Here is a 13325-nt window from a genome sequence, read left to right as displayed (position 1 = left end):
AATGGTAACGTTCAAGCAACCATGAGTGATTATCACTGATTTGGCGGTTTTGCCGTTGTGGTGACAACTGGTAAACTTGCTCGGTTAACTAGCAACCTTTTGAACAAGAGAGAGACCCAGATGGGACGCGCGTTTGAAGTCCGCAAGAATGCAATGGCTAAAACCGCTGGTGTAAAAACCAAGGTTTATTCCAAATACTCCAAAGAGATCTACGTGGTAGCCAAGAACGGTGGCCCAGATCCAGACACCAACATCTCGCTGCGCAGCTTGATGGAAAAGGCTAAGAAAGATCAGGTTCCTGGCCACGTAATCGAAAAAGCGATTGCCAAGGCAGTAGGTGGCGCTGGCGAAGATTACGAGCCAATGCGCTACGAAGGTTTCGGCCCAGGCAACACCATGGTGATCGTGGACTGTCTGACCGACAACAACAAGCGTACCTACACCGACGTACGTCAGGCGTTCGTTAAAAACGACGCTAAGCTGGGCTCCCCTGGCACCTGTGCGCACATGTTTGACCATCAGTGCATCTTCGCTTTTGAAGGCGAAGACGAAGACGGCATTCTGGAAATGCTGATGATGGATGACGTGGACGTGACCGACGTGGAAGTAGAAGACGGCATGACCACCGTATTCGCACCACAGACTGAGTTCTTTAAGGTTAAGACCTGTCTGACCAACGCCATGCCAGAGATCAAGTTCGAAATCGAAGAGATCTCCTTCGTACCGCAGAACTACACCAAGATCGAAGGCGACGACGTAGCCGCATTCGAGAAGTTCTTGGCGGCGCTGGAAGATTGTGACGACGTTCAGAACGTGTACCACAACGCTGAAATGTAATCGTTACTCGTTAACGAGTGTCGATAACTAAGGAGAGCTTCGGCTCTCCTTTATTTTTAGCCTCACCACGACACGAAACTCGCTATAATCGCGCCAATATCGTAATAAAAAGGCCTATTCGAGTGACCACTCAGGTTTTAGAACTGCATCCTGGCGATGACTACATCGAGCTCTACAAAGTGCTCAAAATCCAAGGTTGGGTTGGCGCCGGTGGCGAAGCGAAAATGCTGATCGGTGATGGCCACGTATTGGTCAATCACGAGGTCGAAACCCGTAAGCGCCGTAAACTGGTGGCCGGTGACAATGTCATTTTCGGCGACGATGCGGTGCTTATCAAAGCCAGCTCGGCCCCAGCAGAGATGCGGGTCAAGCCAGCCAAAGCCGATAAGCCAAAGCAAGCGCCTAAGCCTAAAGGCCGCCCTTCCATTAAATTTTAATTAGGACAACGCTATGTCTTTTCCAAATGACGCCAACGGCGAACTGCTTGAACTGATGCAGGGCGAAGGCATCGATCTCAGCCAGTCATACATGCTGGATTTCTATGTGATCTTCGCTGAAGAACAACAAGCCAACGATGCCGCCGCTCGCGTTGCCCGCGAGTTCGAAGGTGCTGGCCTGTTCGTGAACTTCGCCGACGACGCCAACATGTGGGAACTGCGCCTGCAGCAAGAGATGGTGCCAGAGTACGACGCCATCACCGCCATCGAAACCTTGCTAAACAAGCTGTGTAAGCAGTTTAAAGGCAAGACCGACGGCTGGGGCATGCTTGAGCCAGAAGACGAATTCGACGACCAAGACGACGAATTGTAATCGGCTATCGATGCTGCGTAATGGTGGTGACTACTCCCTTCTCAACGGTCACCACCGTTGTTGGCCCTCGCTTGCCAACGTAGGTATACGCTTTTACCCCTTTTTTGAGCCGCCGCTCACCATCCGCTTTACCACAACGCTTAATCAAATGGCTGCGACTGTCGCCAGCCTTAACCAATCCGGTGCCACAACGCCATGATGCCACTTGGTACTCAGCCGCTTCGACCGCAATAGTGGTCATCATCAACGCAAACGTTACAATCACACCCTTATTCATGCTGAACCATCTTCATTTTGGTGAGTCAATCAATATAGAAGTTAACGTAGCGCAAAGCGCCGTTAGCTAAAGCATCCAATAATGGCCTGCGACCAATATCAAAGGAACACGTACCGATGAAAAACTCCCTTTGCGCCATCGCTGTCTCACTGACTCTGCTGAGCGGTTGTGCCACCACCAGCCACGACCCGTACACCGGCGAACAAAAGACCAATAGCGCCACCAAAGGTGCCATCGGTGGTGTCCTAGCCGGTGCCATCATTGGTGCTGCCAGTTCATCTAAAAGCGATCGCGGCAAAGGTGCCCTGATCGGTGCCGCAGCCGGTGGTTTGCTGGGGGGCGGCGTCGGTCACTACATGGATAAGCAAGAGGCTGAACTGCGCAATCAACTGGCTGGCACCGGCGTTAGCGTCAAACGCACCGGTGACAATATTCAGTTGGTGCTGCCAAATACCCTAACCTTCGATTCCGGTAAATCGGCATTAAAAGCGGGCGCGACCAACACCTTGTCTGGCGTTGCAATGGTGCTCGCCAAATACGAAAAGACTCGTCTGGAGGTCACTGGCCACACCGACAGCACCGGCAGCGCCGAGCTGAACCAGCGCCTGTCGATTGAACGCGCCGAAACCGTGGCTGATGAGCTAACCCGCCAAGGCGTTGCCAGCTACCGTTTAAGCACCGCCGGTTATGGTCCGCTGCGACCAATCGCCAGCAACGATACAACTCAGGGCCGCGCCCTCAATCGCCGCGTTGAAGTGCTGCTGATCCCAACCCCATAAGCGCCTGAATTAACCTCAGTAACGCGATATCATCTAGGAAGCTCAATCGAGCTTCCTTTTTTGTACCCGATATTTAGAAAAACATGCATAACGCCGACTATTTCATTAACCACCTACAACTGGAACAACACGTTGAAGGTGGCTACTACCGCTCCTCATTCCGCTCACAAGATGGCTTTGATGATCGCCGCCAACTTTGGACCAGCATCTATTTTCTGCTGCGTACTGGCGAAGTCTCTAACTTCCACCGCTTAACTGCCGATGAGATGTGGTACTTCCATGCCGGCCAATCACTAACCATCTACATGATTGATCCTCAAGGTCAACTGATCACCGCTCAGCTAGGGTTAGATATCGCTAACGGTGAACAACCACAGGTATTGGTACCTAAAGGCTATATCTTCGGTTCGGCAATGAATAATGATGGCTTTTCGTTGGTAGGTTGTATGGTAGCGCCCGGCTTCACCTTCGATGACTTCGAGCTGTTCAGCCAAGAGACCTTATTAGCGCAGTACCCACAGCACGATGACGTGGTTCGTCGCTTAAGCCGCCCAGGCATTGGCAACTGACCCCCAAACGCCTCCAACTGGAGGCGTTTTTTGTTGTGGCCGACAACCTGTTTTCAGGCAGAGTCAGAGGGTTTCTGCAACCCAATTCCGAGAACCGGTTCTCGGCTACGATAGGGTTGTGATGGACTGTTTGTGGATAATTGCAGGACACAGAAACAAAAAGACCCAGCCGAAGGCTGGGTCTTTTCTTAATTTGGAGCGGCACACGAGGTTCGAACTCGTGACCTCAACCTTGGCAAGGTTGCGCTCTACCAACTGAGCTAGTGCCGCTTAATCTATTGTGGCTTTCGCCGACATCCCGACTTGGTCATCGAGATATCTTTTAATTTGGAGCGGCACACGAGGTTCGAACTCGTGACCTCAACCTTGGCAAGGTTGCGCTCTACCAACTGAGCTAGTGCCGCTTAATCTATTTTGGCTTTCGCCGACATCCCGACTTGGTCATCGAAACATCTTTTAATTTGGAGCGGCACACGAGGTTCGAACTCGTGACCTCAACCTTGGCAAGGTTGCGCTCTACCAACTGAGCTAGTGCCGCATCTATCGCGCTTTAAACAACATTTGTTGCCGGAAGCGAGGGCGCATTATAAGGGAATTCCTTTGGCTGGCAACCCCCGATTTGGCAATTTTTTCTGACTGCTCAAATTTTGAAAACAGTCTGGCGATAAAATGACAATTCAGCGATAGATTCGCGAATATCGTCCAATGCCAGATGAGATCCCTGCTTTTTAAATTGGTTCAGCAACTCTGGCTGCCAACGACGAGTCAGCTCTTTAATGGTGCTTACATCCAAGTAACGATAATGGAAGTACGCTTCCAACTCTGGCATGTAGTTAACCAAGAAACGACGATCTTGGCCGATGCTGTTACCACAAATTGGCGATTTGCCTGCCGGCACCCACTCAGCCAGAAACGCTAAGGTCTGTGCCTGTGCTTCTTCAATGGACACGGAATCATTACGAACCCGGTCCAGCAGACCGCTGCCACCATGGGTGTTCTGGTTCCACTCATCCATCTTCGCCAGCTCTTCTTCGCTTTGACGGATCGCCAGCACTGGCCCTTCCGCCAAAATGTTCAGTTGGCTATCAGTAACAATGGTGGCGATCTCAATGATCTTATGCTCGATCGGATCCAAACCAGTCATCTCCAGATCGATCCAGATTAGGTTGTTGGCATCTTGTGGCATCGGTGTGTTAACTCCCTTATTGCAGAACCGTGTATCATACGAGGTCTTTTAACGAATACACAGGTTGACGGTGAGCAAAGCGAAGAAACGGCTAACCAAGGGCCAACTGCGACGGGTTCGCGCCAATCGCGACAAACGTCTGGCAGGCAAAGGCGAAGCCCAATGGGACAACGATCAGTTGGGCCCGCAGATCTGGGGCCGCATTGTCAGCCGCTTCGGCCAACACGCCGATGTCGAAACTGAAGCCGGCGAGGTGTATCGCTGTAACCTGCGCCGTACCATCGGCAGTGTGGTGGTGGGCGATGAGGTCGCTTGGCGCCAAGGTAATGAGATCAACGCTGGGATCGCCGGCGTCGTCGAGGCCGTACACCCACGTCGCAGTGAACTGAAGCGCCCCGACTATTACGATGGCCTTAAACCCGTTGCCGCCAACATCGATCAGATGCTGATCGTCTCGGCGGTAGTGCCTGAGCTATCGGCGATGATCATCGACCGCTACCTCGTGGCCGCCGAGGACACCGGCATTCCGCCGATCTTAGTGCTCAATAAAGTCGACCTGCTGGATGATGAAGGCATGGCCATTGTCGAGGAGATCCTCGAGCCATACCGCCAGATCGGTTACCCGATCCATTTAGTGAGCTCCCACACCGGCCAAGGTATGGCGGAGTTGGAAGCGTTGCTTAAAGACAACATCAGCATCTTCGTTGGTCAGTCCGGCGTCGGTAAGTCATCGCTGGTAAATACCTTGATGCCAGAGCTGAATCTGGAAGTCGGCGACGTCTCGGAGAACTCCGGTCTGGGCCAGCACACCACTACCACCGCCCGTTTGCTACGCTTCCCGCAAGGTGGCGACCTGATCGACTCCCCTGGGGTGCGCGAATTTGCGCTGTGGCATCTAGCACCAGAACGGGTGACTTGGGGCTTTAAAGAGTTCCGAGACTACCTTGGCGGCTGTAAATTCCGTGATTGTAAGCACGGCAATGATCCCGGTTGCGCATTGCGTCAGGCCGCTGAAGATGGCCTAATCAGCCTGCAACGCTTTGATAACTATCATCGAATTTTGGAAACGATGGAAACTGATCGGTCTACCCGTCACTTCATCGATCCACTGAACGACAAGTAAATAGAGGCAACTCGTGTCTTTAGACCAACTGAAAGTGAAACTGCAATACCTGCTGCCGCAGCACGCGTTATCGCGTCTGGTCGGCCGCTTTGCCAGCGCGGAATGTGGCAAGGTAACCACCGCCGCCATTAATTGGTTTGTAAAGCAGTACAAGATCAACATGGATGAAGCGCTGATCGAAGACACCACTCGCTTCGCCACTTTTAACGACTTCTTCACCCGTGAACTAAAGCCCGGTATTCGGCCAATCATCGGCGATGACACAACCCTGTGTCAGCCGGTCGACGGCCGTGTTAGCCAAGCCGGTCCAATCAAGGTTAACCGCATCATCCAAGCGAAGGGTCACGACTACACCGTTGATACCCTGCTGGGCGGTTACGCCAGCGACGCCGATCAGTTCCGCGACGGCCATTTCACCACCATCTACCTGTCGCCGCAGGATTACCACCGCATTCACATGCCGTGCAAAGGTACCTTGCGCAAGATGATCTTTGTCCCAGGGGATCTGTTCTCAGTAAATCCACTGACCGCTGAAAACGTGCCAAACCTGTTTGCCCGTAACGAGCGTGTGGTGGCACTGTTTGATACCGAATTCGGGCCAATGGCGATGGTATTGGTAGGGGCAACCATTGTTGCCTCGATTGAAACCATCTGGGCCGGCACCATCGCCCCAAGTGGCGAGAAACAGGTGGTGTGCTGGGATTACCCAAGCGAAGGCCAAGGCGCAGTCACCCTTGAAAAGGGCGAAGAGATGGGCCGCTTCAAACTGGGCAGCACCATCGTTGCCTGTTTTGCGCCAGGCTTTGTCGATGAGTTCGTTGCTGGCTTTACCCCGGGTGCACAAACCCGCCTGGGGCAGATGATGGCGACCACCAAAGCGACTGTCGCCGAATAAGTTAACGAATTTGAAAGAGGAACTTAGGTTCCTCTTTTTTGTTGGATAAGCCCTCAATGAAGATCATTGCTCACCGCGGTGCCAGCGGCGAAGCACCAGAAAACACCTTAAAAGCGATGGCATTGGCCATCGAACAAGGCGCCGATGGCATCGAATTAGACGTGCACCTCTGTGCTGGCGAACTGGTGGTGATCCACGACGACAGTGTCGATAAGCGCACCAACGGCAGCGGCCAAGTCAGCCACTTTTCGCTTGAGCAATTGCAAGCACTGGATGCCGGTGATGGCGAAGCAGTGCCAACGCTGTGGCAGGTACTGCAGCTTATCGGCGACCGAATCGACCTGAATATTGAACTGAAAGGCGCAGGCAGTGGTGGGCCGCTACCGGCGCTGCTGGCTGAGGCTCAGCAGCAATTGGGGCTGCGAGCCGAGCAGATCATTGTCTCCTCCTTTGATCACCGCATGCTTAGCCACTTTGCCGAGCAGGCGCCACAATACGCCATTGGCGCCCTGACCGAGCGACGATCACACAGCTTGGCCAAATTCGCCAGCAAGCTCAATGCCGATGCCGTTCACATCCACCTCAGAGGCGTTAACGCCGCCTTGGTGGAAGATGCCCATCAGCGCGGCCTTAAAGTCTACGTCTACACCGTCAATCGATCAGCCGATCTCGACCGCATGAACGCGCTTGGGGTTGATGGGGTGTTCACCGACTTCCCCGGCCGCAGCCGCGCTTATCTACAACAAAGCCAATCAACCCAAGGATGGCGCTGATGATTGCCCTACTTTCTGCTCGTCATTTCGACCGTTATCAGCGCCTACTGGCTCCTTACGGCATTGAATGCACCGCTGATCCCAGCCAAGCCGAAATTTGGCTGGCAGAGCCAGCGCTGGCTGCCAAAGCCCTGCGCAACCTAGCCACAGACAAGCTCAAGCCGAAGTGGATTGCCAGCGTCTACGCCGGCGTCGATGCCTTATGTCAGCCAGATCTACCAACGGAATATCAGCTGACCAACGTCCGCGAGGTGTTCGGGCCACTGATGGCGCAATACGTGTTCGCCCATCTGCTCAGCCGACTGCGGGAGCTGCCCCGTTATGCTGTCGCCCAACAAGCTAAACAGTGGTCTCCCAAAGGCTATGGCAGCCTAGCCGGACAGACCCTGCTTATCGCTGGCACCGGCAACATTGGCCAGCACATCGCCGGGGTGGCCAAGGCGTTCGGCATGCAAGTGCTGGGGCTCAATACCGATGGTCGCGATGTCGCGGGCTTTAATCGCTGCTTCGCCACCGATAAGTTGACCGACGCGGTTCGCTTGGCCGAAGTCATCGTTAACGTCCTGCCGGCCACCGCTGCCACCCACCATCTGTTTAACGCCGAAGTCTTTGCGGCGATGCCCAACGACGCCACCTTTATTAACGTTGGTCGCGGCAGCGCCGTTGATATCAAGACATTGTCTCAAGCGCTAATAGCGGGCGAGCTTGGTCAGGCGGTAGTGGATGTGTTCGAGCAAGAACCGCTCGCGGTGGACTCGCCACTATGGCACTGCCCCAATCTAACTATCACCCCACACATCGCCGCCGCCAGCTTCCCGGAACAAATCGTCACTCAGTTCATTGCCAATCTTGAACGCTGGCAACAGGGCTTAGCCCTTAATCATCAGGTAGATATCCGTAAAGGGTACTGAAATAGCCAATGCCAGCGCCAAAGCGGTCCTGCGTCAGCTCACAGTTTTTTATAACTTCCGCGCTCGTTTTCTTGGGATTTTGCTCTAAGATCGAATTGGACATGCGAATTATTTGCATTTAAAGTTCAGTTCCATTGAAGAGAGTAATTTGCAGCGGCAATCAGCGATTGCCCGGAGCCAAAACGATGTACGTGTGTGTTTGCTATGGCGTCACCGACAAACAGATTAAACAAGCCGTTGAGCAAGGCGCGATGGACCTGAAATCGCTGCAGGCGCAGCTGAATGTCGGCAAGCAATGCGGTAAATGCGTCCGCGACACGTTGGAGATGATCGCCGCTACCAAAGATATGATCCCCAATTACTACGAGGTTGCCTAACGCCGTTGCTAACGAGGTTAAACCCAAACTTTTGCGGCGCGGGGTGCTAATCCCAAGCCCAGCGCTACGGCACTAGCCACGGTGCCGATCACCGTCTTTTCGGCACACACTATTCACAGTGTGTGTCTTGTGCTGGGTCAGTTTCTGTACCATGGTTGAAGCATCGTTTCGCAAGTGGATGCAGATCATGAAAGCCGATCCTAAAGTCATTGCTCACCTGAACAAGATCCTTGGCAACGAACTGGTCGCCATCAATCAATACTTCCTCCATGCCCGGATGTACAAAGATTGGGGCCTGACCAAACTGGGGGACTACGAGTACCACGAATCCATCGACGAAATGAACCACGCGGATTGGTTGATCGAACGGATCCTGTTTCTGGAGGGACTGCCAAACCTGCAGAGCCTGGGAAAACTGCGCATCGGTGAGCACACCCAAGAGATGCTGGAGTGCGATTTGGCACTGGAGATGATCGCCATTCCCGATCTGCGCGATGCCATCGGTTACTGCGAGGAGGTTCGCGATTACGTCAGTCGCGATCTGTTCCAGAAGATCCTCGATGCTGAAGAGGAGCACGTCGATTGGCTCGAGACGCAATTAGAGTTGATAGAAAAAGTCGGTATCCAGAATTACCAACAAAGCCAGATAGGCGATCAGCCCGCCGCCAACTAAGTTGGCGATAACCCTACCCAAGAAAACGGCGACCACAATGGTCGCCGTTGTATGTATCAGTCAAGTCGGTTCATCCGCCATAGGTGAATGGTGACGCCGATGGCGATAGCCGCCAGAAAGATCCGCACATGCCACAGTGGTGCTAAATAACAGCCCAAGATGATCCCGAGCCACAACGTGGTTAGCGCGGTATACAACTGGCGGTGCGTAAGCCCCTTGTGGCGTAGATAGTTTTGCAAAATCGGGCCAAACCAACGGTGGTTATATAGCCACTGCTGCAACCGTTCCGAGGAGCGGCCAAAAGCAAAGGTGGCTAACAACAAAAATGGCACCGTTGGCAGTAGCGGCAAAAACAGCCCCAATGTCGCCAACCCGACCGACAGCAGCCCTAGCAGCAGCCAAAACCAACGGCGTGGATCGACATTTGATTTGCGATTACTCATGGCTGCTTCAACCACTGCTTCAGCGTTTCAAACAGTTGCGGTAGCACAATCGGTTTGGTGATATGGTCATTCATGCCCGCCGCTAAGCTCTTATCACGGTCGCCACTCATGGCATGGGCAGTCATGGCGATGATCGGCAAATCGGGGTGGCTGGCGCGGATCAGTGCCGCCGCTTGCAAACCATCCATCACCGGCATCTGGATATCCATCAGGATCAGATCAAAGTTATCTGCCGCCACCAGATCCACCGCGATCTGGCCATTTTCCGCCAACGTAACATGGTAGCCGGCACTCTTTAACAGTTCAGTCGCCACCTGTTGGTTAATCAAGTTGTCCTCTACCAGCAGGATCCGTTGACCTTGCTCTGGGGTTAACTCGGCCAAGGCCTCCTCGGCGGCCTCGATAGCGGGCAAGTCAAAGTCAGCGGCGAACACCTCCAACAAGGCATCCTGTAACTGCATCTGCTTAAACGGTTTCTGCATCAGGTAGTCGATACGACCGCTGTGCAGTTGCTGTTGCACCGTTTCGGCGCTGTAGGCCGTCATCATCATGATTTTCGGCAGCCGTTCAATCTTGCCGCTGACGTACCACTGCTGCAGTTGCTCCGCCACCGCCACGCCATCCATCTCTGGCATCATCCAATCTAGCAGCACCAACTGCGGCGCCCGTTGCTGTGCTAGCTGTAAACCATCGGCACCGTTCGCGGCGGTGTCCACGGCAAAGCCCAGATCACGCAGGTAGGTAGAATAGATCTGCAGTGCCGTCTGGTTATCGTCGATCACCAATGCTCTGAGCCCTTGGATCTGCGTTGGTAGCGCTTTTTCCGGTTGATCCGGCGCCGGCATCACCACCGCGTCGATGGTGAAACTGAAGGTCGTGCCTACCCCCAGTTCACTTTCGATGTCGATATTGCCGCCCATCATCGCCACCAAGTGTTTACAGATCGACAGACCTAGGCCGGTGCCGCCATATTCGCGAGTGGTGGAACCATCCGCTTGACTGAAGGCGTCGAACAGTCGTTGTTGCTGTGCCTTGCTGATGCCAATACCAGTGTCGCGCACCCAAAACTTCAAGCGAATTCGGCCGTTGCTTTCGTCGCTGTCCTCACAGCCCAATTCAACCTCGCCTTCGGCGGTAAACTTAACCGCGTTGGAGAGCAGATTGACCAACACTTGCCCCAACCGCAGCGAATCCCCCTGAATATGCAAACCACTGCGGAAGGTGGCGTACAGCAGCAGTTCGATGCCCTTCTCTTGCGCCTTCAATGAACTGATCGACAGCGCATGTTCCAGCACTTGCTCCAACGAAAATGGCCGCTGCTCCAACTCCAATTTACCGGCCTCAATTTTCGAGAAGTCGAGGATATCGTTGATGATCCGCAGCAGTGAGGTCGCGCTCATCCGCGCTTTGTCCAAATAATCGTGCTGGCGCGGGGTCACATCGGTACGTAGCGCCAACTCCAACATCCCTAACACCGCGTTCATCGGTGTCCGAATTTCATGGGACATGTTGGCCAAAAATTCGCTCTTGGTGCGGTTAGCCAGCTCAGCGTCTTGCTTGGCTTCCAGCAGGATCACTTCGTTCTCTTTTTGCCGAGTAATGTCCTTATTGGTACCAAGCATCCGCAATGGCTCGCCATCCTCGGCAAAATCAACCACCCCACCTCGGGAAAGCACCCAGCGGTAACCGCCGTTTTTGGTCCGCAAACGGAATTCAACGTTTAACTGCCCAGAAGGAGTCGCCAGATAGGCGTCAATTTCGTGCTCGACGCGACTGCGATCATCGGCGTGCATCAGCTCATAGAAGGTCTCAATCAACAGCGGAAATTCGTCCGGTTGATAGCCCAGCATGGTGTAGTAAGCGGGGTTACAGATCAGCTGGTTAGAGTCGAGATGCCAATCCCACATGCCATCTTCTACCGCATCCATCGCTAGATGGTAGCGCTGTTCACTGCGGCGCAATTGCTCTTGCTGTTCGGTATCACGAGTCACATCACGCCACACCGAGATCAGCCCCAACAATTCGCCGCGACTGTTGTAAAACGGCAAGCGCAGCACATCAACTCGCACCATTTTGCCATCGACATCACGCCACTCTTGAAAGCGATCCGGGGTACGGCGATGCAGCACTTGCAGATCTTCTTGCACTAATCGCGCCGCCCGAGGCGAGTTTTCCAGATCCAGTAAGTTGCAGCCAATGATCTCCGATTCGCTGTGGCCAAGCATCCGCTCCGCCGCTTTATTGCAGCCCATATAGCGGCCATTGGTGTCTTTAAACACGATCGCTTCGGGGATGGCATCGATCAAACTGCGCATCAACGAAAAGTCTCGTTCGCGCTGCTCGTTAGCCAGTCGCAATCGTTCGGTACGCTTAGCCACCAGTTTGTCCAAACGGCGGTTTTGCTCAGCCAAATGACGGGTGTATTGCTGGTTATCCTCAAAAGTACGGGTGATCAACTCAAACCACGGCTCCCAACCTGAGGCTACCTTGGCGGGCAACGGTTGGGGTCGTTCAGCGCTGTTTTTCAGATGCTCAATCAGCTTCGCCGCAGGGCTAACGAACGCACGACGCGTCAACACGTGCACCACACTGACCAATATCGACAGCGATAGGATCAGAGTGAAAAACAGTGACTCCAACTCTTCGACGGCCGGTGCGACCAATTCATCTTCTAGCTGCAAAAACAATAACCGCCACGGCGCCACTTCCATCGCCACCGAGCGCACATAGTAGCCCTGCAACAACTGGCCTTCGGCGCTGTTCAGCAGTTCCACGGTAGGCTCTTTAATCAATGCAGCCGGTAGCTTCTGGCTTAGTTGAAAGGCGGTGCTGCTGCGGTCTAGGTGCATCCGCGGATAGGTCAACAGCATGTTGTCGTCGTCCAGCATCAACACCATGCCACCCACTTCAAAGTAGCGATCGATGCGATTGGCTAATTCGGCCAGTTCAACGTCGGCAAAAATGCCGCCAAGAAACTGCCCTTGATAGTAAAACGGCACGCCAACGGTACTGACCAGCTTACCTTGGTTATTACGGTAAACCTTGCTCCAAAAAACCTGATTGCCATCCTTTGGCAAGGCTTGCACTTTAGCCAATAGCGGCGAGTTTTGCGGCCACTGGGCATTGCTTTGCGGCCATGGGAATACCGAACTCATGCCAGCGGCACTGATGTAGTACACCTGTGAAATGGTCTGGCTGGAACGTTCGACCACCGGGAAGATCAGCGACATCTGATAGAGGGTGTCGAGTTCCCGATAAAATGCCTCACTGCGCTGCTGCAGCGGCCCTTGGCCGGAGATCAAGCCCACCGCCTCGGCGTTATCTATGCCACCACGGAAGATCGAGAAGCGGTTGCCGTCCGCTTGGTACTCCAGTGGTAGCGGCGCCCGCAGCGATTGGGTTAACTGCATATGGCTATTGCCAAGGTCTCGCAGCGACAACATTGCCCGTGCACTGGATTCCAACAGCATCTCGACCTGATGGCTGTATTGAGTAATACGAGCGTATTCCTCGGCCATCAGCCGCTTGATTTTGTTGTTATGGGCAGCCGAAGCCGCCACCAGCGCTAACACCACCACCGCAAAGTAGGTGTAAAACACCGCTTTGTTGTAGCGCCGAAGAATAGGCAATTTCACAGATAGATCAGTTAAGTGAATAAAGACTGTTGGCGCT

14 protein-coding genes, 3 tRNA genes and 1 pseudogene are annotated in these 13325 nt (G+C 53.7%); 11 read left to right on the top strand and 7 right to left on the bottom strand.

The annotated features are described in order from the left end of the window. Positions 1–120: 120 nt before the first annotated feature. From G506_RS0103855 to G506_RS0103845, 3 genes and pseudogenes are all read left to right on the top strand, one after another. Complete coding sequence (locus tag G506_RS0103855; protein WP_028115726.1) at positions 121–837, top strand: YebC/PmpR family DNA-binding transcriptional regulator; 717 nt, start codon at positions 121–123, stop codon at positions 835–837. Positions 838–959: 122 nt separating this feature from the next. Then, a pseudogene (locus G506_RS18675) lies at positions 960–1181 on the top strand (RNA-binding S4 domain-containing protein); the annotation flags it as partial. A gap of 106 nt (positions 1182–1287) precedes the next feature. After that, a complete protein-coding gene (locus G506_RS0103845) occupies positions 1288–1647 on the top strand; it encodes a ribonuclease E inhibitor RraB (RefSeq protein WP_028115725.1) in 360 nt (119 codons plus the stop codon). Between the two features lie 4 nt (positions 1648–1651). Here G506_RS0103845 and G506_RS0103840 read toward each other — a convergent pair whose 3' ends face one another. After that, positions 1652–1891, bottom strand: a complete 240-nt coding sequence (locus tag G506_RS0103840) for a DUF2845 domain-containing protein (protein WP_169628067.1) — start codon at positions 1889–1891, stop codon at positions 1652–1654. A 149-nt stretch (positions 1892–2040) separates the two neighbouring features. Here G506_RS0103840 and G506_RS0103835 point away from each other — a divergent pair, with 149 nt between their 5' ends. Together G506_RS0103835 and G506_RS0103830 are read left to right on the top strand one after the other, a co-directional pair. Beyond that, positions 2041–2703: a YiaD family glycine zipper/OmpA-like lipoprotein gene (locus G506_RS0103835; protein ID WP_028115723.1), complete on the top strand. Its 663-nt coding sequence runs from the start codon at positions 2041–2043 to the stop codon at positions 2701–2703. A gap of 83 nt (positions 2704–2786) precedes the next feature. Beyond that, entirely contained in the window at positions 2787–3272 is a 486-nt protein-coding gene (locus G506_RS0103830) for a cupin domain-containing protein (RefSeq protein WP_028115722.1), read from the top strand. Between the two features lie 194 nt (positions 3273–3466). Here the strand turns inward: G506_RS0103830 and G506_RS0103825 are convergent. The 4 genes from G506_RS0103825 to orn all read right to left on the bottom strand — a co-directional run bounded on the left by G506_RS0103825 (position 3467) and on the right by orn (position 4458). Further along, positions 3467–3542, bottom strand: a tRNA-Gly gene (locus G506_RS0103825). A gap of 58 nt (positions 3543–3600) precedes the next feature. After that, positions 3601–3676, bottom strand: a tRNA-Gly gene (locus G506_RS0103820). A 58-nt stretch (positions 3677–3734) separates the two neighbouring features. Beyond that, positions 3735–3810 (bottom strand) — tRNA-Gly (locus G506_RS0103815). A 102-nt stretch (positions 3811–3912) separates the two neighbouring features. Next, positions 3913–4458 (bottom strand): oligoribonuclease, encoded by a 546-nt coding sequence (orn, locus tag G506_RS0103810; RefSeq protein WP_028115721.1) that lies wholly within the window; start codon positions 4456–4458, stop codon positions 3913–3915. A gap of 70 nt (positions 4459–4528) precedes the next feature. Here orn and rsgA point away from each other — a divergent pair, with 70 nt between their 5' ends. From rsgA to bfr, 6 genes are all read left to right on the top strand, one after another. Next, entirely contained in the window at positions 4529–5581 is a 1053-nt protein-coding gene (rsgA, locus tag G506_RS0103805; RefSeq protein WP_028115720.1) for a small ribosomal subunit biogenesis GTPase RsgA, read from the top strand. A gap of 13 nt (positions 5582–5594) precedes the next feature. Then, entirely contained in the window at positions 5595–6476 is an 882-nt protein-coding gene (gene asd / locus G506_RS0103800; protein WP_028115719.1) for an archaetidylserine decarboxylase, read from the top strand. A gap of 56 nt (positions 6477–6532) precedes the next feature. Next, entirely contained in the window at positions 6533–7249 is a 717-nt protein-coding gene (locus G506_RS0103795) for a glycerophosphodiester phosphodiesterase (protein WP_028115718.1), read from the top strand. Next, on the top strand, positions 7249–8160 hold the full coding sequence (locus G506_RS0103790; RefSeq protein WP_169628066.1) for a D-2-hydroxyacid dehydrogenase: 912 nt from the start codon (positions 7249–7251) through the stop codon (positions 8158–8160). Before G506_RS0103795 ends, G506_RS0103790 begins: the two co-directional genes overlap by 1 nt. A 185-nt stretch (positions 8161–8345) precedes the next feature. Next, entirely contained in the window at positions 8346–8537 is a 192-nt protein-coding gene (locus tag G506_RS0103785; RefSeq protein WP_028115716.1) for a bacterioferritin-associated ferredoxin, read from the top strand. 187 nt (positions 8538–8724) lie between these two features. Next, the gene (gene bfr / locus G506_RS0103780) at positions 8725–9210 is read left to right on the top strand and encodes a bacterioferritin (protein ID WP_028115715.1); all 486 of its coding nucleotides are present in this window, start codon (positions 8725–8727) and stop codon (positions 9208–9210) included. Between the two features lie 56 nt (positions 9211–9266). Here bfr and G506_RS0103775 read toward each other — a convergent pair whose 3' ends face one another. Together G506_RS0103775 and G506_RS0103770 are read right to left on the bottom strand one after the other, a co-directional pair. Then, a complete protein-coding gene (locus G506_RS0103775) occupies positions 9267–9653 on the bottom strand; it encodes a YbaN family protein (protein WP_028115714.1) in 387 nt (128 codons plus the stop codon). Beyond that, on the bottom strand, positions 9650–13288 hold the full coding sequence (locus tag G506_RS0103770) for a response regulator (RefSeq protein WP_240473380.1): 3639 nt from the start codon (positions 13286–13288) through the stop codon (positions 9650–9652). Before G506_RS0103770 ends, G506_RS0103775 begins: the two co-directional genes overlap by 4 nt. Positions 13289–13325: the final 37 nt, after the last annotated feature.

The sequence above is a fragment of the Ferrimonas senticii DSM 18821 genome (assembly GCF_000422665.1).
GTDB classification, from domain to species: Bacteria; Pseudomonadota; Gammaproteobacteria; order Enterobacterales; family Shewanellaceae; genus Ferrimonas; species Ferrimonas senticii.
Note: the sequence above shows the minus strand (reverse complement) of the source record. Positions and strands in the feature narration are given on the sequence as shown.

Coding starts and splice junctions, on each gene's coding strand:
- G506_RS0103855 (WP_028115726.1), top strand. CDS start 121: ATGGGACGCGCGTTTGAAGTCCGCAAGAATGCAATGGCTAAAACCGCT.
- G506_RS0103845 (WP_028115725.1), top strand. CDS start 1,288: ATGTCTTTTCCAAATGACGCCAACGGCGAACTGCTTGAACTGATGCAG.
- G506_RS0103840 (WP_169628067.1), bottom strand. CDS start 1,891: ATGATGACCACTATTGCGGTCGAAGCGGCTGAGTACCAAGTGGCATCA.
- G506_RS0103835 (WP_028115723.1), top strand. CDS start 2,041: ATGAAAAACTCCCTTTGCGCCATCGCTGTCTCACTGACTCTGCTGAGC.
- G506_RS0103830 (WP_028115722.1), top strand. CDS start 2,787: ATGCATAACGCCGACTATTTCATTAACCACCTACAACTGGAACAACAC.
- orn (WP_028115721.1), bottom strand. CDS start 4,458: ATGCCACAAGATGCCAACAACCTAATCTGGATCGATCTGGAGATGACT.
- G506_RS0103795 (WP_028115718.1), top strand. CDS start 6,533: ATGAAGATCATTGCTCACCGCGGTGCCAGCGGCGAAGCACCAGAAAAC.
- G506_RS0103790 (WP_169628066.1), top strand. CDS start 7,249: ATGATTGCCCTACTTTCTGCTCGTCATTTCGACCGTTATCAGCGCCTA.
- G506_RS0103785 (WP_028115716.1), top strand. CDS start 8,346: ATGTACGTGTGTGTTTGCTATGGCGTCACCGACAAACAGATTAAACAA.
- bfr (WP_028115715.1), top strand. CDS start 8,725: ATGAAAGCCGATCCTAAAGTCATTGCTCACCTGAACAAGATCCTTGGC.
- G506_RS0103775 (WP_028115714.1), bottom strand. CDS start 9,653: ATGAGTAATCGCAAATCAAATGTCGATCCACGCCGTTGGTTTTGGCTG.